Origin of the sequence: Burkholderia sp. BCC1972, from assembly GCF_905339605.1 — a bacterium.
Taxonomy (GTDB): Bacteria; Pseudomonadota; Gammaproteobacteria; order Burkholderiales; family Burkholderiaceae; genus Burkholderia.
Map to the genome: position 1 here is coordinate 1 of NZ_CAJPGH010000017.1, position 19,631 is coordinate 19,631.

Sequence of the window (19,631 nt, forward strand, 5' to 3'; positions counted from 1 at the left end):
CAGGACTTCCTCGCGAAGATCCTGCACTGAGCCATGCCGCGGCGCGCCATGCCGCCCGTTCCACGCCTGCCCTTCCGATGAAACGACTTCCTTCCCTCAACGCGCTGCAGATCTTCGACATCGTCGCCCGCCACGGCAGCTTTACGCGTGCCGCCGAGCAGCTGTGCCTGACGCAGGGTGCCGTGAGCCGGCAGATCCTCGCGCTCGAGGGCTTCTACCGGTTCCCGCTGTTCAAGCGCACGCCGAAGGGCCTGACGCTGACGGCGGAAGGCGAACTGCTGCTGCCGACGGTGCGCGAAAGCTTCGCGCGCATCGAAGAGGTGTCGATGCGCCTGTCGCGCCGGCGCACCGAGCTCGCACTGAAGGTGCCGACCTGCATGATGCAATGGATGCTGCCGCGCATCATGCGGTTCCAGGCCGAGCACCCCGAACTGCAGGTGCAGATCACGACGACCTGGGACCATCACGTCGATTTCCGCATGGAACCGTTCGATGCCGCGGTGATCTACGCGCCCGGCGCCGGCCCCGACATGCATGCGATCCCGCTGTTCGACGAGCAGCTGACGCCCGTCTGCGCGCCGGGCCTGCTCGAGCGGCAGCCGCTGGCCGATCCCGACGATCTGGCCGGTCATACACTGCTGCATCCGACCCGCGACCATCGGGACTGGAAACGGTGGCTCGACCAGGCTGGCGCCCCTCACGTCGATTCGACGCGCGGGCTGAGCTTCGAAACGCTGGACCTCGCGACGCAAGCGTCGATCGACGGCTACGGCATCGCGATCGGCGACCGGACGCTGGTGGAGGAAAACGTGGCGGCGCACCGGCTCGTGATGCCGTTCGACATCGCGCTGCCGACGGGTTTGGGCTATTACTTCGTGTATCCGGGCGGAGCCGAGCAGCAACAGAAGATCCAGCTGTTCGGCGACTGGATCGCGGACGAGCGCAAGGGCGCCACACTATCCTCGATCGAACGTCCACTTGGAGGCGAGCGCGATCGCGCTGCATTCCGCAGGCCATTTTCACGAGAACAGCCGTAGCACCATTCGACATTTGGACGCGGACAACTTCAACGCATACAACGATGCGCACGGCCATGCGCAGGGCGACCTCGCACTCGCGCACCTGGCAAACTGCATTACCAAGCACGCACGACGGCGTGGCGACCTTGCTGCGCGATACGGCGGAGAAGCGTTCGTGGTGGTATTGCCGGACACGGACGAGAACGGGGCCGCGCATATCGCGGAAACGATACTGCCGAAGTAGCGGGCTCCCGGCCGATGGCGGGAAATCAGCCTTTGGCGCCGTTCACGGTCAGCGTGGGTTACGCTACGGCGATGTCGGCCGCCGTTTCGGGCGCGCCGTGCTCTGCTCGCCCGGGAGAGACCGGGCCGCCCCATCGCCCCCCAGTGCACGTCCGCTGGCAACACCGGGGCCATGGCGAGGTAGTCAGAATTTATGGCGGATTGCGGCACGCATGATGAGCTGATTGCGATTGGAGGAGACGTCGTCCGCCCCGGGCACGAAGGCGACATCCAGCACGGTGCCAGTCTTGTCGCCACCGACATGCTGATATGCACCCTGGAGGTAAACATCCGTTCGCTTCGACAGGTTGTAGTCGGCCATCAATCCGACGGTCTGATAGTTCGGATGTTGTCTACCGGTCGTCGCATTGAAATCCGCTCGAGTGTAGGTATACATCGCACCCACGTAAAACGCCGGTGTGAATTGGTACTTCCCGTTCACCTCGAAATTCTGGAACCGCAGGGACGAAAGCGTTCCGCCAGACGGTGTGATCGCGCCGATGTACCCCGAGCTTTGAGGCTGCGTCACATACGTGTTCGTGTACGCGAAGCCCATCGTCGCAGGGCCGAAGCTGTAATTGACACCGGCACCGAAAATGCGAAGACGTTGCGCGACGAAATTTTCGTCACCTCCGTTGTTGATGGCGCCGCCTGCCGTTGCCGACGGATTGTTCGCTTGCAAATAGGCTGCCGCAATCAACAGTCCGCCGTTCGCATACTGCGCCCCCGCGCTGTACTGGCGGTTGTTCGCAAAATTCGTGTCATTACTGAAGCTATACGTGCCACCGAACTGGAAGCCGGAAAAGTTGGGACTCGCATATTTGATCGTGTTGTTCACACGAAACGTGTTGTCGGTGTTGTCGTTGTCATAGGGGTGCGAGAACATGTAACCCGCCCAGTTCCCGTTTGCCGTCGTCTGCGCGAGATAGTCGACGAGAGAATCGTACTGTCGGCCGAACGTAACCGTGCCGAACTGGTCGTTTGCGAGGCCGACATATGCCTGGCGACCGAACATGAGGCCGCCTTGACCCAGGCGACCGTTGTTGACATTGAATCCATTCTCGAGCTGGAAGATGGCTTTCAGCCCGCCGCCGAGGTCCTCCGCGCCCTTCACCCCCCATCGACTCCCTTGCACGAAACCGCTCTGGAGTTCAAAGACTTTGCCACCACGGACATTATTTGTGAAGTCGAAGCCCTCGTCGATGAGACCGTAAAGCGTGACCGTGCTTTGGGCATGCGCGGAAGCACCGAATGCCGCAAGAATGGATGTCGCAATAATTTTCTTCATTCCATGATCTCCAAATATTTGCTTAGTACGATTAAATAAGTGATAAACAGCGACTATCGGGCGAATCAAGAACAGAATGCAGCCCCAAGGTCTCAGGGTTGCTTGTGCTTATGCTGGAACGGAATAGGGAATCGTCGGAAGTACGGCTGCCGATTCGTGCCACATGCTCGTCTTCCTGCTTCGGTATGTGACGAGGTCGGCAATGGAGATGATCGGCAAGCCGTGCAGCCTCGCAAATGCCTCCAGTTCCGGCCGGCGCGCCATGGTTCCGTCGTCATTGACCACCTCCGCCAGTACAGCGCCGGGCCTGAGGCCCGCGAGCCGGGCCAGGTCCACCGCGGCCTCTGTATGTCCCTGGCGATGTAATACACCACCGGGCACCGCGCGCAGTGGGAACACATGGCCAGGTCGACTGAAATCCCCCGCAGTGGCCCGTTCATCGACCAGCGCGCGTATTGTCGCCGCGCGGTCCGCGGCGGAGATTCCGGTCGTCGTCCCGTGGCGGTAGTCGACGGTTATGGTGTATGCGGTTTTCATCGAGTCGGTGTTGCGCTCTACCATCAGAGGAAGGTCGAGTTCGTCAAGACGCTCGCCCGCAAGGCCGACGCAGAGCATACCGCTCGTATATCGCACCATGAAGGCGATTGCCTCGGGCGTTGCATGCTCGGCAGCCAAGATGAGATCCCCCTCGTTTTCCCGATCCTCATCGTCTGCGACAACGACGATCGATCCTCGCGTCATCGCTTCAAGCGCATCCTCAATTCGATCCATCTTCATTTCGATATCCTCATAATTAATTCCACCAGGTTCCACCCGTGAGTTGATCGAGTCGAGTGCGTCAATACTCAAAATACCGGGTCAACTCGTAGGCCACCCGTTCATATCGACGAGGTTGGGCATATCAGTGAAGAGTTCCGTGTACGCCCCCTTGTAAAGGGCTGCTACGACGACGGACACATCGATGTCGTGAATCATCTGCGGTACTGCGGAAATTTTCGGAATTCCAACGAATCCGGCCGGTTCCGATCCATGCCTGTCTCCTCATTTGCTTCGGTAGCCGAGAACGGCATGTGAACGAAGCCGTATGTCAGGCAAGCACGCTGTACGTGAGGATTTCGCAAAAACTCCAGGCTTTTGAAACCCTCATCCGAGTGCGCTGCGTAGACTCGTGGTGGCAGGATGAATCTTGCTTCGTCCATGTTCGGTCGTAAACGCAGGAAAAAAAAGGGAGCGTGATAAGCCTGGGTTAACAGGCGACCGAAGCATCGGCATCGCCCGAATGTAAGGCTTCGATGTCGAGCCGTGCCGGTCCGCGACGCGAGTCGAGCGGACTGCCGGCTGGCAACCGGATTGAGCGGAATCGGGACGCCACCGATCACCTGGCGGCCACCGCTCCTCCCCCGCACGAGCGCTCACGGGCGCCTTCGAGAGATCGGGTTTGTACGCAGTAGCGAAGACCTCGAGTCGTTACCGCGTCCGGTCCATACGTACGAGCAAAGACTACCCCGGCAACATCCGACTTCCTGCACGCGGCGAGGCGGTGTCGTGAGTGCCGAGCTTCCAGCTCGCCCGAGACGCCGCGCGATGCGGCCTTTTTAGCGAAGGCCGCACAGCAGGTTTCCGCTGACCAAACCTCGCAAACCCTAGGTTAAGAAAAACTTTACGTGCGGCTATTATTTTCCTGCGTTTACCGGGCATGACCGCGTCGATATGATCAGTTCCGCTTACCGCCGAAGTGAGACAAGAACGGCACGGAGCACGCTGGTGGCCGAGCAGTCCGGCCAACCGACCTGACAGCCGGGGCCCGCCTCGCGCCTGTCGCGATGGATACGGAAACGCAGAGGATCCGATGAGCAAGAAGCAGATGAAACTTGGCCTGTCGATCAGGTACATGGGATACCACCTCGGCGCATGGCGCCACCCGGAGCTGCAGGCCGATGCTGCGTCGCAGTTCAATTTGTATCTGGACATCGCGAGGCTCGCCGAGCGCAACAAGTTCGATCTGCTGTTCCTTGCGGACGGCATCGGCGTGCGCTACGACGACGTGCCGAAGGGCTCGCTGTGCCGCTCGAGCCACAACGTCGAACTCGAGCCGCTCACCCTGCTGTCCGCGCTCGCCAGCCAGACCCGGCAGATCGGCCTGGTCGCGACGGCGTCCACCACCTACAACGAGCCGTACCACATCGCACGCAAGTACGGTTCGCTGGACCAGATCAGCGGCGGGCGCGCCGGCTGGAACGTGGTGACATCCTGGTCCGAGCAGGAAGCGTGGAATTTCAACCGCGCCAAGCATCTCGACTACGACACCCGCTACGAGCGAGCGGCCGAATTCGTCGACGTGGTGACGGGGCTGTGGGACAGCTGGGACGCCGATGCCTTCGTGCACGACAAGGAATCGAGCGTGTTCTACGACGAGTCGAAGCTGCACGTGCTCGGTCATGCGGGCAAGCACTTCTCGGTGCGCGGCCCGCTCAGCGTGCGGCGCTCGCCGCAGGGGCGGCCGATCCTGGTGCAGGCGGGAACCTCCGAGGTCGGCCAGCAGATCGCCGCGAAACATTGCGACATCGTGTTCGCTGCCCAGCAGAGCATGGCGGCCGCGCAGAAATACTACGCGTCGGTCAAGGATCGCCTGCCGGCCCTCGACCGCAGCGAGGACGAACTGCTGATGATGGTCGGCCTGACACCGATCGTCGGCCGCACGCGCGACGAGGCGCAGGAGAAATACGCGATGCTCCAGGAACTGATCGATCCGCTGGTCGGGCTGTCGATCCTGAAGCGCTCGTTCGGGGATCTCTCGCACCTGGACCTGGACGGCCCGGTGCCGCCCCCGCCGCTCGAAGACGTCGGGCTGCGCAGCAGCGCGAGCATGTACTACGAGACGGCGCAGCGCGAAGGCCTGACGATCCGGCAACTGTACAAGCGGATCGCAATGTCGCAGGAGCATCTGACCGTGATCGGCACCGCGAACGACGTGGCCGACGCGATGGAAGCGTGGATCGACGGCAAGGCCGCCGACGGCTTCAATATCGCGCCGACCCACCTGCCGCACGCGCTGCACGACTTCGCCGATCAGGTGCTGCCCGAACTGCGCCGGCGCGGACGATTCCGTACCGAATACGAAGGAACCACGCTGCGCCAGAACCTCGGGCTGCCGGAACCGCGCAGCCTCTACGCCTGACGAGCAGGGAACGCCGGTTTTCGTGAAACTCTCTTGAGACTGTCAAACCGATCATGCGCATCTCCGAATCTTCCACGCAGCGCGCGCTCGTGCCGATCGAACAGGGCAACCCCGCCGACGATCCGCGCATGTTCCGCCGCGGCCTGAGCCAGTACGGCACCGGCATCGCCATCGTCACGACCGCGGACGGCGAGCGCCGTTCGGCGGTCACTGTCAACTCGTTTTCCTCGCTGTCGCTGGATCCGCCGCTGCTGCTGTGGTCGATCGACCGGAAATCACGCAGCTTCCCGGCATTCTCGAACTGCGAGCATTTCGCGGTGAACATTCTGTCTTCCGAACAGATCGAGCTGTCGCGCCATTTCTCCAGCAAGATCGAGGACAAGTTCGCGGACGTGGCCTGGCACCCGGACCCGTTCGGCTCGCCGCTGCTGGACGGCTGCCTCGCCCATTTCGAATGCGACGTGCACGCCCGTCACGACGGCGGCGACCACCTGCTGCTGATCGGCCGGGTCACGCGGCTCACACGCTTCGAAGGCGTGCCGCTCATCTTCAGCCAGGGTCAGTACTGCATTGCCAGCGAGCCGCCCGAGGTGCCGGGCGATTCGGCCGAAATCGCCAACGCGGGCACCGGGCCGTCCGGCAACAACCTGCTGCAACTGATCTTCGACACACACCACGCGCTGTCCGAAGCCTTCGATGAACATCGCCGCGCCGAAGGCGTGAGCATCGCGGTGGCGCGCGTGCTCGCCAGTGTTCACGCCAGCCCCGGCATCAAGGTCGGCGACGTCGCACGCCAGACCTATCTCGGCCAGCGCGACGTCGAGGACGCCGTTACCTGGCTGGCCCAGAAGGCGCTGTTGATCCGCGCGGCCGATGGCGGCGTACGGCTGACCGACGCGGGGCTGGCCTTGCGCCAGTCGATCCGCGCGCGCTGGATCGCCTTCGAGGATGCGCAGCTCGACGGCGTGTCGGCCGCCGATATCGCCGTGCTGATGCGCACGCTGACGCGGCTGGTGGAACGCACGCGCGGCCAGCCGGCTACCGCGCGCCAGGCGTGACGCGCCGCGCGCGGACGGGCCTCCCCCCGCCCGCGCACGTAGCCAGGCACGAGTTTTCGGTTTTCGGTCCGCCGCGCGATTGCCAGGCACCCGTACAGGTTCGAAAGGGCACGAAACAATGAGCTGGGATTTCATCATCATCGGTGCAGGGTCGGCGGGATGCGTACTGGCGAATCGCCTCAGCGCCGATCCGCGCAACAGGGTGCTGCTGCTGGAGGCTGGCGGCAGCGACAACCGCTTTGCCATCAAGATTCCGGCCCTGGCGATGAAGGCCATGAACGATCCGGAAACCGACTGGATGTTTCCGACCGAACCCGACCCCACGCGCAACGATCGCACCGAGGTCGTGCCGCGCGGCAAGGTGCTCGGCGGATCGAGTTCGATCAACGCCACCTGGTACGTGCGCGGCAACCGCGGCGACTACGATCATTGGGCCGCGCTCGGCAATACCGGCTGGTCGTACGACGAACTGCTGCCTTACTTCCGCAAGGTGGAATGCAACCGGGACGGCGTCAGCGAGACTTACGGAAAGGCCGGCGCGATCGTGATCAGCGAGATCCGCGGCGTACCGACGCTCACGCGCGTATTCCTCGACGCGATGGAAGAGCTCGGCTATCCGAAGAACGTCGATTTCAATGCCGAGCCGACCGAGGGCGTGGCCATCCTGCACTCGACCCAGCATCGCGGCCTGCGCTGGAGCGCGGCGCGAGGCTATCTCGACCCGGCCAGGCGCCGCCCCAACCTGTGCGTGCTGACCGGCGCGCTGGTGCGCCGTGTCATGATCGAGAACCAGACGGCAGTCGGCGTCGAATTCGATCTCGACGGCCAGCGCCGCGTGGAGCGCTGCCACGGCGAGGTGATCGTCAGCGCGAGCGCCATCAATTCGCCGAAGATCCTGATGCATTCGGGCGTCGGCCCGGCCGACCAGCTGAACCTGGCCGGCATTCCGGTGATCGTGGAGAACCGCGCAGTGGGCCGCAATCTGCAGGAGCACCCGGCCTGCCAGGTCAAGGCCTATGTAAACGTTCGCACCGCCAACCAGGAATTCAACGCGCTCGGCATGCTCAAGTACGGCACGCGCTTCCTGCTGTCGCGCTCCGGCCAGGCCACTTTCTCGTACAGCGGCGTCGGCCTGGTGCGCACGCGGCCCGAGCTTGCCTATCCCGACATCCAGTATCACTTCGGCGCGTTTTCCTCGAGCTACACCGACCAAGGCATCCGCATGGAGCCCGAGGCCGCGATCAACCTGCAGCCCAACGTGAACAATTCGCGCAGCCGCGGCGAGGTGAAGCTGCAATCCTCGGATCCGCTCGCGCCGCCGAGCATCCAGTTCAACATGCTGGCCGACGCCTACGATCGCGAGACGCTGATCGCCGGCGCTCGCATCGCTCGCGCGGCGCTGCGCTCGCGCGCCTTCGCGCCTTATGTGACCGGCGAGTGCAAACCCGGTGACGACGTGCAGACGGACGACGAATGGCTCGCCTACTTGCGCGAGAACGCCGGCGGCAGCTTCCACCCGTGCGGCACTTGCAAGATGGGTGTCGATGCCGATGCGGTGGTCACGCCGGAGCTGAAAGTGATCGGCGTGGAGCGCCTGCGCGTGGTCGACTCCTCGATCATCCCGCAGATTCCGAGCGGCAATCTCAATGCCATCAGCCTCGTGATCGGCGAGAAAGGCGCCGACATGATCCTCGCAGCACGTCGAGCCGCAGCGGCTGTCGAGGCCGTTCAGCATACGTAAGGAGGCTCGCGCCTCGTTGTTTTTACCGTTTCTGTCCCCTCAGCCTTTGTTGGAGATTCAGTGTATGAAATCACGACTCGCAATTCTCGCTGCAGCTCTCCTGATCGGCCCGATCGCCACTCCTGCCATGGCGGCGGAGTGCGGCTCGGTGACCATTACGGAAATGAACTGGTCATCCGCCGCCATCGTCACGGCGGTGTCGAGCTTCCTGATGGAACAGGGCTACGGCTGCAAGGTGCAGAAGGTGCCGACCTCGACGGTGCCGGCGCTGACCTCGCTGTCCGAAACGGGCAAGCCCGACATCCTCACCGAAGTCTGGCCGGCGGTGGCGGACGTGTACTACACGCTGGAAAAGCAGGGGAAGATCGTATCGCTTGCCAACGTGATCGCCGACGGCGGCCAGGACGGCTGGTGGGTGCCCAAGTATCTGGTGGACCAGCATCCCGAACTGAAGACGCTCGACGGCATCCTCGCGCATCCGGAGCTGGTCGGCGGCCAGTTCGACAACGGCCCGCCCGGCTGGGGCTCGACGGTATCGAACAACAACCTGATCAAGGCCTTCGAGCTGGAGAAGCACGGCATCAAGGTAGTCAGCTTCGGCTCCGGCGAAACGCTCGCGGCCTCGCTGGCGGCGGCCTACAAGGACAAGAAGCCGTGGTTCGGCTACTACTGGGCGCCGACCGCGCTGCTCGGCAAGTACCCGATGGTCAGCGTGGACATGGGCCCCGTGGTACCGGCCGTCGCCAAATGCAACGCGCGCCTGGACTGCCCCACGCCGGGCAAGACGGGCTGGCCGCGTGCACCCGTGCTGACCACCATGTCGAAGCCGTTCCGCGACGCCCATCCGGACATCGCGGCCCTGATGAGCCGCGTGTCGTTCTCGAACACGCTGATGAGCCAGCTGCTGTCCTGGCAGGAGACGAACAAGGCCACGGCAGATGAAACCGCCGCCTATTTTTTGACGCACTATAAGGATCAGTGGAAGAGCTGGGTGTCGCCCGCCGCGCTGACCAAGGTCAGCTCCGTCATCAAGTAAGGCACCCCCATCGGCTCCGGGCAGGCAGGCGTACCCGGAGACCGATGCATCGTTTTTCGCGCCCTGCCCTGCCCCAACGCAACGCAACGCAACGCAACGCAACGCAATGCATCCATGACTCGAGCGGCCCCGGAAGCGAGGATTGACATCCATGAACATCGATAACGCATTTTTTGACTCGGTCGGCCTGCGGCCATGGTGCGATGCCCATGCCCAGTCCGGGCCGGTCACCCTCGCGCAGTTGCTGTCGAAGTCCGCCGCCTCGTCATCGAACCAGGACAGCGGATGGAACTTCCCGTTTCCGTCGCTCGACGCGCTGAACGCGGACTGCGCGGCCATCCCCCGCACCCGCGACCTGACCACCGGCATCGAGCAGGGCTTCCTGCACATCCGCCACGGCCTGAAGCTGGTACTCGACCCGATCACCCAGCCGTTGTCGTGGATGCTGCAGCTTTCGCTGCACATGGTGGAGATCGTGCCGTGGTGGCTGGCCACGCTGGCGCTGCTGGCCGTCACCTACGGCCTGTCGCGTTCGAAGAAGGTGACGGCGATGACGGCCGCCCTGCTCTTCTGCCTCGGACTGGTCGACTATCTGCACTACGCACTGCAAACCACGGCGATCGTGCTGACCTGCACGCTGATCTGCATCGTACTGGGCATTCCGGCCGGTATCGCCATGTCGAAGAGCGACCGTCTCAAGAGCAGCATGCTGCCGGTGCTCGACATGCTGCAGACGCTGCCGTCGTTCGTCTACCTGATCCCGCTGATCTTCCTGTTCAGCGTGACCGACCCGAAGCTTTACGGAATCGCCATCATCCTTTACGCGATCGTGCCGATGATCCGGCTCACCGATCTCGGCATCCGCCAAGTGGACGGCACTGTCGGCGAGGCGGCCTCCGCCTTCGGCATGAGCTGGTTTCAGAAGCTGGTGGGCGTGGAGCTGCCGCTGGCGCTGCCCAGCATCATGGCCGGCGTGAACCAGACCATCATGATGTCGCTGTCGATGGTCGTGATCGCCTCGCTGGTATCGGCGCCGGGGCTCGGCGTGCTGGTGCTGCGCGGCATCAACAACCTCGAGCTCGGCGTAGGTCTGCTGGCCGGGCTGTCGATCGTGTTGCTTGCGATCCTGTTCGATCGCGTCACCAAGGTATCGATGTCGCGTCTCGCGGTCCACAAACAAGGAGGCCAGCAGTGAGCCAGGACATCAAGATCGCCGTGCGCCAGTGCTACAAGGTGTTCGGCCCAGAGGCCAAGTCGATGATGCCGCTCGTGATGAACGGCATCAGCAAGGCCGAACTGCTCGACAAGCATGGCCACGTGATCGGGCTTCACGACATCAACGTCGACATGCGTGCCGGTGCGATCACGGTGGTGATGGGCCTGTCGGGCTCGGGCAAATCGACGCTGATCCGCCATCTCAACGGCCTGATCGTGCCGACCGCCGGCGAGATCCTCGTGGACGGGCGCGACATCACCCGGCTGTCGGGGCGCGCATTGCTGGAGTTCCGCCGCTCGAACGTGTCGATGGTGTTCCAGAACTTCGCACTGATGCCGCACCTGACCGTGCTCGACAACGTCGGCCTGGCGAAAAAGGTGTGCGGTCAGGCCAGGCCGGCCGTGCAGCAGGAGGCACGGCGCTGGATCGCTCGCCTCGGCCTGTCGGGCTTCGAGGGCCGCTACCCGCACCAGTTGTCGGGCGGCATGCAGCAACGGGTCGGGATCGCGCGGGCGCTGACCTCGGATGCCGACGTGCTGCTGATGGACGAGGCGTTCTCGGCGCTCGATCCGCTGACCCGTGCCGACATGCAGGACCTGCTGATCGAGTTGCAGCGCGAATTGAACAAGACCATCGTGTTCATCACGCACGATCTCGAGGAGGCGCTCAAGATCGCCGATCACATCGTAATCCTCAAGGACGGCAAGGTCGTGCAGCAAGGCAGCCCGGAAAGCATCGTGCTGCAGCCGAAGGACGACTACATCCAGCGCTTCGTCAACGACATCAACCGCGCACGCGTGCTGAAGGTGGGCTCGGTGATGAGCCCGTCGGCATCCGCGCCGTACCGGGCCGGCGACACGCTCGACGAAGGCGACACGCTCGAGGCCGCCCTGGCGAAGTCGCAAGGCGATCTCGACCGGAGTTTCGCGGTGACCCGCGGCGGTGCGGTAGTCGGTCAGTGCGCGATGCGCGACGTGGTGCGAGCCATCGTGCCGCGGCAGGTTCGCGGACAGCAGCAACCGAGCCTGCCCGATACCGCCGGCCTTCCGACCACGACGGCCTGAACCCGCGAGCGCCCCGCTTCCCGTTGCCACTCAATTCAAGGACTATCGTGCGATACCTCGACCATTTCTACATCGACGGCCAATTCGTTCCCGCCACGCATCCGGCGCGGCGCGCCGTGATCAATCCGGCAACCCTGGCGCCGGTCGGCGAGATCGCGATGGGCACGCGCGAGGACGTGAACGCCGCCGTCGCGGCGGCCAAGCGCCGGTTCCCGTCGTTCTCCACCTCGTCGGCCAGTGCGCGACTCGCCATGTTGCGTCGTATCGAAACGCTGTTCATCGAGCGCAGCGAGGAGTTCGCGCGGCGCATGACGCTCGAAATGGGCACGCCGATCAGCTTCTCACGGCAGGCGCAGGTGGCGGGCTCGCTGGCGCATATCCGGAACGGCATCGAGATCCTCGAGCGTTTCGAGTTCGAAAAGACGCGCGGCAGGACCACCCTCGTGATGGAACCCGTAGGCGTGTGCGGCCTGATCACGCCGTGGAATTTCCCGATATTGCAGATCATCACGAAGCTGATCCCGGCACTCGCGGTAGGCTGCACCGTCGTGCTCAAGCCCAGCGAATACTCGCCGCTGAGCGCGCTCTACCTCGCCGAACTGCTGCACGACGCCGACCTGCCGGCCGGCGCGTTCAATCTCGTCAACGGCGACGGCGCCACCGTCGGCGCCGCAATCGCCGAGCATCCGGATCTGGAAATGGTGTCCTTCACCGGCTCGACCCGCGCCGGCATCCAGGTGGCCCGGGCCGCGGCCGACACGGTGAAGCGCGTCCACCAAGAGCTGGGCGGCAACTCGGCCAACCTGATTCTGCCCGGTGCCGACATCGACACGGCGGTGGCCGCCGGCGTGCATGCCGCGTATCGCAACGCCGGGCAGTCGTGTACGGCGCCGGGGCGCATGCTGATACACCGGCCGCAATACGAACGGGCGGTAGCGCGCGCCAAGGCCGCTGCCGAAACGCTGCGTTGCGGCGACGTGTTCGACGAGCGCACCACGCTTGGGCCCGTGGTCAATCAGATCCAGTTCGAACGGGCCCGCGCGCTGCTCGCGTCGGCCGAGCAGGAAGGCGCCACCGTCGTGACGGGCGGCCTCGGCCTGCCGGCTGGCGTCGACACGGGCTATTTCATCGCGCCGACGGTCGTGGCGCAGGTCACGCCGGACATGCGCATCGCCAGGGAGGAAATCTTCGCGCCGATCGTATCGCTGATCGCCTACGACACCGTCGACGAGGCGATCGAGATCGCCAACGATACCCCCTACGGGCTGGCCGCGTATGTGCAGGGTGACGCGGCGGCCGCCTCGCAGGCTGCTGCGCGGCTACGCGTGGGCCAGGTGGAGATCAACACCCCGGGCTGGGATTCGTGTGCCCCGTTCGGCGGCTTCAAGCAGTCGGGCAACGGCCGGGAATGCGGTGAAGCCGGGTTCGAGGCCTATCTTGAAGTGAAGGCCGTGATCCGCCCGTAGTCACGCGCCCCGTTGCCCACCGGCTATCGCACCATCATGCCGCCCCTGCTCCCGCTCGCACCGCAAGCGCCGGTGCCGGCCGACAGAACGCTGGCGAAGTTCGCCGGCGCCTCGCATTTCGTGTTCCTGCTGGTGCCGAATTTCAGCATGATCGCCTTCGTCAACGCGCTGGAAGTATTGCGGATCGCGAACCAGTTGAGCGGCAAGCCGCTGTATCGCTGGTCCGTGATCAGCGTGGACGGGCAGCCGGTACAGGCCAGCAACGGCCTGACGCTGTCAGTCGACGTGCCGGAAACACCGGGCCCGGCCGATATCGTGTTCGTCTGCGCCGGCAACGAGGTGCAGCACGCCACCACGCCGGCACATCTGCAACGGGTCCGCCAGTTCGCACATGCCGGTGCGCTGCTCGGCAGCATCTGCACCGGCGCCTACGTGCTGGCCAAGGCCGGCCTGCTGGCCGGCCACACCTGCGTGATCCACTGGGAATACCTGCACGCGCAAGCCGAAAGCTTCATCGACGTCACGTTCGAGCGCAGTATCTTCCGCATCGACCGCGATCGCATCACCTGCGCGGGCGGCGTGGCGCCGCTCGAGATGATGCTGTACCTCGTCGGCTTGTCGATGGGCGACGCGTTCGTGCAGCACATCTCGAGCTATCTGGCGGTGGACCGGGTTCGGCATCCCGGCGCGCTGCAACCGCCCGCCGGCTACGGCTCCACCAGTCGGCTGCTCGCCGAAGTGCTTCAATTGATGGAAGCGCACATCGAGACGCCGCTGTCGCTCGTGGCGTTGGCGCAGCGTGTCGGCGTGCGCGAGCGCAGGCTGCTGCGCCTGTTCAGGTCTGCGGTGGGGCAGCCGGTGATGCAGCACTATCGATTGTTGCGCCTGCGCCGGGCTCGCCAGTTCCTGCAGCAAAGCACCATGATGCTGACCGATATTGCGGTAGCCTGTGGATTCCAGTCGCTCTCGGTATTCACCTCCGCCTACCGAAAAACCTTCGGCCGGACACCCGGCCAGGAGCGCCGGCAGGCGCAAAGCCGCACCTTCGGCGGCGACGCGCGCGAGCACGCTGCCGAGCAGCACGATACAGTCGCGGCATTGCGTCGCTGAGCCGCGCGTGGACAGGAGACCCGAGTCATGAGTTCATTGAAAGCGACGCTGCCGCCACCGAACACCTTGATCGTGTTCGAGGCAGCCGGCCGTCATCTGAGTTTCTCGCGGGCGGCCGTCGAACTGAACGTGTCGCGCGTGGCCGTCAGCCAGCAGATCCAGGCGCTCGAGAATTTCCTCGGCGTGCAGTTGTTCGACCGCGCCGACCGCACCATCCGGCTGACCGACAGCGGAGTGCGGTATCACACGGCCATCTCGTCCGCGCTGCGGCAGGTCGGGCAGGCCACCATCGAGATCAGTTCGCGGCCGGCGAACAACATCGTCACCATCAGCGCGACCGCCGGCTTCGTGACCTACTGGCTGCTGCCGAACTTCGGCAGTTTCCGCGCGCAGTACCCCGACATCGAGCTGCGCTTCATCGTGTCGGACCTGCCGTATCTGGGCGAGAAGGATGTGGATCTCGCGGTGACCTACAGTTCCGCGCCGCCCGCCGAGGATTCGATCCTGCTGATCTCGCAGACCATCGCACCCACCTGCTCGGCCAACTACCTGGTCGACCACGACACGCCGATTGATCCCGGCGATCTGCTCGGACATCCGCTGATCCACCTCGAAGGGCCCTACGATCGCCTCACACGCTGGTCGACCTGGTTTACCAACCACGGCGTCAGCATGGACGGAACCAAGCCGAACATCACGGTCAACACTTATACCAACCTGGTCCAGGCCGCTCTGGACGGGCAAGGCTTTGCGCTGATCGGGCCGCCGCTGATGAGCCGCTTTCTCGCCAGCCGGCTGCTCGTGCAGCCCATTCGGACCGATCCGGTGCGTTGCCACGGCTTCCATCTGACAGTGGCGCGCAACTCGGCCGGCACACCGGCCACCGAAGCCGTGGCGTCCTGGGTCAAGGGCTCCTTTGTTCAGCAGATGACCGCCTGAGGCACCGGCCGGACACGTTCACTTTTCATTAACAGGCGGAGATTTTTTCCTTGCGTTTACGCAGGACGGCCCGCGAACGATACTGCTGCCACCGGGCCGGACGACGCTGGCCCGCCCCCGGTGAAGGGCGGCACTGAACCGTGCTCCCATTTATATGCACCACTAATCAATATCGTTCGAAGTGACGCCACCGATTCCCGGCTGCGCATCGTCGGTCCACTTCCCCTCACTGACAGGTATTCGAATGAACCGCCGCTTCACTGATGACACGGATGCATCGACGGTCGCCACGACCGGGCGCCGCCAGTTCCGGCAGGACCCGCTCTCGCAAGGGCATCGGGCCAGTTCCATCGACCCCGGGCTGATCGAGGCGTTCGAGGCGCTCGACCGCCCGGCGCTGCGCGCGTACCGACTCGAGCGATTGCGTGCGCAACTGAAGCGGCACGACTACGCCGGGATGCTGCTGGCCGACCCGATCAACATCCGTTACGCAACCGACACCAACAGTCTCGGCGTCTGGGTGATGCACTCGCCGAGTCGTTACGTGTTCGTCGCCACGGACGGCCCCGTGATTCTGTTCGACTTCTCCACCAGCCGGCACAACAGCGAAGGTATCGAGACGATCGACGAGATCCGGCCGACCATCCCGTGGAACTTCTTTCTCGCCGGGCCGCGTGTGGACGAGAAGGCACGCGAGTGGGCACGCAGCATTGCGGACGTGGTGCGGCAGCATGGCGGCGGCAACCGCCGGCTCGCACTCGACAAGTGCGACCCCTGGGGCGCGGAATGGCTGCGCACGGAGGGTCTTTCCTTGCACGATGCGCAACCGCTAACTGAAACGGCACGCATGATCAAGGGCCCTCAGGAAATCGAGCAACATCGCATTTCGATGGGCGTGTGCGACCTGGGCGTATCGAGGATGCGCGAGGCATTGCGCCCCGGCATCACCGAGAACCAGCTCTGGAGCGTGCTGCAGGACACTAATACGGCACACGGCGGCGAATGGAGCGAGGCACGCCTGCTGAGCTCCGGGCCGCGCACCAACCCGTGGTTCCGTGATGCCACGAATCGCGAGATCCTCGCCGGCGACATCGTCGGCTTCGACACCGACATGGTCGGGCCGGGCGGTTACCTTTCCGATATTTCACGCAGCTTCGTGTGTCCCGGCAAGGCACCTTCCGCCGCGCAACGTACACTGTTCGGCCGTGCCCGCGATCAGATCGCACACAATTGCGCGCTGTTGCGTCCGGGCGTGACCTTTCGCGAGTTCGCCGAGAAAAGCTGGGCGGTACCGTCGCAGTACGTCCACAACCGCTACATGATGATGGTTCACGGTTGCGGGCTGGTGGACGAGTTCCCGAGCGTGGCCTATGCGGTCGACTTCGAGGAATGGGGTTACGACGGCGTGTTCGAGGAGAACATGGTGGTGTCGGTCGAGAGCTTCATCGGCGAAAAGGACGGGATCGAGGGCGTCAAGCTCGAGGAGCAGGTACTGATTACGGCCGAGGGTGCGGTGCCCTTGTCGTCGGTGCCGCTTTGCGATCTGCGGGATATTTGAGCGAGGACGCATGTGGGCGGCGTATTTTGGCGCGAACCGGATGCGCAGCCCATCTTCAAGGCGCCCGCCGCAAAACCCGCTCCGCCAACCTGACGAAATAACTCGCCCCCACCGGCAGCAACGCATCGTTGAAGTCGTAACTCGCGTTATGCAGCAGGCAAGGCCCGCCGCCGTGCCCATGCACGCGATGATCGCCCGCCCCATTCCCGAGGAACGCATAGCAACCCGGCTTCTCGCGCAGCATGAACGAGAAATCCTCCGCCGCCATGGTCGGATCGACGGCCGCGTTCACATGCGCGTCGCCCACCAGCTCGCGCATCACCGCTACCGCCACCGCCGTCTGCTCGGCGTCGTTCACGGTAGCCGGATACTGGCGCTGGAAATCCACCTCGCTCTCGCAATCGAAGGCTGCAGCCGTCGCGGCCACCACGGCGCGCATGCGCGTCTCGATCAGGTCGAGCGTCGCATCGGAGAAGGTCCGCACCGTGCCGCCGAGCCAGGCATCGGTCGGCACCACGTTCATCGCCTCGCCCGCATGCACCTGCGTGACCGACAGCACCGCGCCGTCGATCGGATTCCGGTTGCGCGTGACGATGCCCTGCAGGGCGCTCAGCACCTGCCCCGCCGCGAACACCGGATCGCGGCCCAGGTGCGGCATGGCCGCGTGGCAGCCGGCACCGCGCAAGTTGATCCGGAACAGGCTGGTCGAGGCCATCAGCGGCCCCGGCCGCACCGCGAAATCGCCTGCCGCGATGCCGGGCCAGTTGTGCAGCCCGAACACGGCATCCACCGGGAAACGCTCGAACAGGCCGTCCTCGATCATCGCGCGCGCGCCGCCGCCCGCTTCCTCGGCCGGCTGGAAGAACAACTGCACGGTGCCGTCGAACTCGCCATGCCGCGCCAGATGGCGCGCGGCCCCTAGTAGCATGGCGGTGTGCCCGTCGTGGCCGCACGCATGCATCGCGCCGGGCACCGTCGAACGGTGCGCGAAGGTGTTGGCCTCCTGCACGGGCAGCGCATCCATGTCGGCGCGCAGGCCGATCGCACGCGCGCTGCCGCCGCGCTTCAAGGTGCCGACCACGCCGGTGCGGCCGACGCCGCGCGTGACGGCATAACCCCATTGCTCGAGCCGCTCGGCGACGAGTTCGGCGGTGCGGAACACGTCGTAGCCCAGCTCGGGATGGGCGTGGATATCGCGGCGTATCGCCGTCAGTTCGTCGGCGTGCGCGACGATGGAATCGATCAGTTTCATGCGGAGGGGAGCGCTTTTGTCGGTCGTCGCGGCGCGACGGCGGGCCGGTCCATGCCGCCCGCCGCCGCGCCGCGAGGCATCAGATGTGGAACAGCTGCGCCACCAGGGTCGCGCCGATGAAGGTGCCGGCATTGGCCACGAAGGACACCAGCACGATGCGCCAGCCGAGCCGGCGGAAGGCCGGGATGTCCTTGGCGATCGACAGCCCCGCGAACACCAGCATCGGCGTGGTCACGCCGAGGAAATCGTTGTGCGAGCTGAGCGCGGCGATCTGCGAAGCCCACGGGGACCACGGCGACGTCAGGAACATCGCCACCACCGATACCCAGCAGACCGCCGGAATCCGCCGCCCCGTCACACGCGCCAGCGCATCGCCGACGATCGTCGCGCACACCATGATCGCGATTCCCGGCAGTCCGACCAGCGGTGTGGTGCCGTGGGCAATCCAGTCGCACACCAGCGCCATCGCGGCCGTCACGATCCAGGCGAGCAGCTTGCCGCCGTAGCCGAGCGCGGGCGCCTCCGTCCGCACTTCGCCCAGCGACGGGCTGGCCGCCTCGGGCTGCGCCGATGCCTTGGTGGTGCGGCCGATCAACGGCTCCAGCACGCGATAGCCCCAGACCGCGAGCGGCAGCGAGATGAACAGCGTGAAGTAGGTACCGATGGTGGTGGTGATCAGGTTGCTGGCCGCGGCGAACGCGAGCACGGATTTCGCCGTCTCCGGGTCCTGCTGCGCGGCAATCGCGCCCGAGGCGGCCGCCATCATGCTGCCCGAGCCGACGCCCGAGCCCATCGCCAGCGCGAGCGGATCGAAGATGCCGAGGCTGCTCACGAAACCCGCGAACACGGCGATGAACACCGCACCGAACACGGTGCCGGTCAGGTACTCGGCCAGCACGCCGCGGCCCTCGGCCGAATCCATCCCGTACTTCTCGCCGATGATCGCCAGGCTCGGCTCGCGGCCCACCGAGAAGGTCGCGCCGATCGCCTCGCGCTTGATGCCGAGCAGCAACGCGAGCGGCAGGCCGAGCAGGATGGTGCCGACGAAGTGACCGAATTCCTGGAAGGCCAGCGCCCAGCCCGCCGACGCCAGCTTGGGCAGCGCGCTACCCACCATCAGCCCGAGCTTGGAGACGAACAGCAGCAGCGCCGGCTGCAGGATCGCGGCCGCGAAGAACTGGTCGGGCACGCTCAGGCGCGCGCTGCTGTTCCAGCGCGCGCTGGCCAGCCCCACCGCGGCGCCGAGCAGCAGCGCCCAGATCATCGGCAGCAGCACGACCTTGCCCGGTCCGAGCTTGAACGTAAACGAGCCGATCCATTCGGCGACCAGCAGGATGCCGGCCGCGTAAAGCAGGACCTTGGCGGTGGCCGCGCCGCCCAGCTCGCGGCGCTCGATACCCAGTGCGTGTTCCATGACGAATCTC

The 19,631-nt window shown here is 64.9% G+C and carries 16 protein-coding genes; 12 read left to right on the plus strand and 4 right to left on the minus strand.

Annotated features, from left to right (window positions below):
- Positions 1–77: 77 nt before the first annotated feature.
- Entirely contained in the window at positions 78–1,037 is a 960-nt protein-coding gene (locus U5798_RS22900; protein WP_322083267.1) for a LysR substrate-binding domain-containing protein, read from the plus strand.
- Positions 1,038–1,050: 13 nt separating this feature from the next.
- A complete protein-coding gene (locus U5798_RS22905) occupies positions 1,051–1,263 on the plus strand; it encodes a GGDEF domain-containing protein (protein ID WP_322083268.1) in 213 nt (70 codons plus the stop codon).
- A gap of 183 nt (positions 1,264–1,446) precedes the next feature.
- Here U5798_RS22905 and U5798_RS22910 read toward each other — a convergent pair whose 3' ends face one another.
- Together U5798_RS22910 and ribB are read right to left on the minus strand one after the other, a co-directional pair.
- A complete protein-coding gene (locus U5798_RS22910; protein ID WP_322083269.1) occupies positions 1,447–2,589 on the minus strand; it encodes a porin in 1,143 nt (380 codons plus the stop codon).
- Positions 2,590–2,697: 108 nt separating this feature from the next.
- The gene (ribB, locus tag U5798_RS22915; protein WP_322083270.1) at positions 2,698–3,366 is read right to left on the minus strand and encodes a 3,4-dihydroxy-2-butanone-4-phosphate synthase; all 669 of its coding nucleotides are present in this window, start codon (positions 3,364–3,366) and stop codon (positions 2,698–2,700) included.
- Positions 3,367–4,438: 1,072 nt separating this feature from the next.
- On the opposite strand from ribB, the gene U5798_RS22920 reads away from it, so the two are divergent.
- From U5798_RS22920 to U5798_RS22965, 10 genes are all read left to right on the plus strand, one after another.
- A complete protein-coding gene (locus U5798_RS22920) occupies positions 4,439–5,767 on the plus strand; it encodes an LLM class flavin-dependent oxidoreductase (RefSeq protein WP_124457025.1) in 1,329 nt (442 codons plus the stop codon).
- A 53-nt stretch (positions 5,768–5,820) separates the two neighbouring features.
- Entirely contained in the window at positions 5,821–6,825 is a 1,005-nt protein-coding gene (locus U5798_RS22925; RefSeq protein WP_260435013.1) for a flavin reductase, read from the plus strand.
- A gap of 118 nt (positions 6,826–6,943) precedes the next feature.
- Positions 6,944–8,566, plus strand: a complete 1,623-nt coding sequence (locus U5798_RS22930; protein WP_322083271.1) for a GMC family oxidoreductase — start codon at positions 6,944–6,946, stop codon at positions 8,564–8,566.
- 64 nt (positions 8,567–8,630) lie between these two features.
- Positions 8,631–9,602: a glycine betaine ABC transporter substrate-binding protein gene (locus U5798_RS22935; protein ID WP_185658304.1), complete on the plus strand. Its 972-nt coding sequence runs from the start codon at positions 8,631–8,633 to the stop codon at positions 9,600–9,602.
- A 151-nt stretch (positions 9,603–9,753) separates the two neighbouring features.
- Positions 9,754–10,797 carry an ABC transporter permease gene (locus U5798_RS22940; RefSeq protein ID WP_322083272.1) on the plus strand — a complete coding sequence of 348 codons (1,044 nt, stop codon included), beginning with the start codon at positions 9,754–9,756 and terminating at the stop codon, positions 10,795–10,797.
- Positions 10,794–11,882 carry a quaternary amine ABC transporter ATP-binding protein gene (locus U5798_RS22945; protein WP_124457022.1) on the plus strand — a complete coding sequence of 363 codons (1,089 nt, stop codon included), beginning with the start codon at positions 10,794–10,796 and terminating at the stop codon, positions 11,880–11,882. The genes U5798_RS22940 and U5798_RS22945 overlap by 4 nt, the downstream gene beginning before the upstream one ends.
- 47 nt (positions 11,883–11,929) lie before the next feature.
- Positions 11,930–13,348 carry an aldehyde dehydrogenase family protein gene (locus U5798_RS22950; protein WP_322083273.1) on the plus strand — a complete coding sequence of 473 codons (1,419 nt, stop codon included), beginning with the start codon at positions 11,930–11,932 and terminating at the stop codon, positions 13,346–13,348.
- A 12-nt stretch (positions 13,349–13,360) separates the two neighbouring features.
- A complete protein-coding gene (locus U5798_RS22955) occupies positions 13,361–14,458 on the plus strand; it encodes a GlxA family transcriptional regulator (RefSeq protein WP_260435012.1) in 1,098 nt (365 codons plus the stop codon).
- A gap of 27 nt (positions 14,459–14,485) precedes the next feature.
- Positions 14,486–15,397, plus strand: a complete 912-nt coding sequence (locus U5798_RS22960; protein ID WP_124457021.1) for a LysR substrate-binding domain-containing protein — start codon at positions 14,486–14,488, stop codon at positions 15,395–15,397.
- 244 nt (positions 15,398–15,641) lie between these two features.
- Positions 15,642–16,955, plus strand: a complete 1,314-nt coding sequence (locus U5798_RS22965; protein WP_322083274.1) for a Xaa-Pro peptidase family protein — start codon at positions 15,642–15,644, stop codon at positions 16,953–16,955.
- A 55-nt stretch (positions 16,956–17,010) separates the two neighbouring features.
- Here the strand turns inward: U5798_RS22965 and U5798_RS22970 are convergent, their stop codons facing one another.
- On the minus strand, positions 17,011–18,207 hold the full coding sequence (locus tag U5798_RS22970; RefSeq protein ID WP_322083388.1) for a M20 aminoacylase family protein: 1,197 nt from the start codon (positions 18,205–18,207) through the stop codon (positions 17,011–17,013).
- A gap of 79 nt (positions 18,208–18,286) precedes the next feature.
- Positions 18,287–19,621, minus strand: coding sequence for a DUF3100 domain-containing protein (locus tag U5798_RS22975; RefSeq protein WP_322083275.1), 1,335 nt, complete (start codon positions 19,619–19,621; stop codon positions 18,287–18,289).
- Between the last annotated feature and the right edge of the window lie 10 nt (positions 19,622–19,631).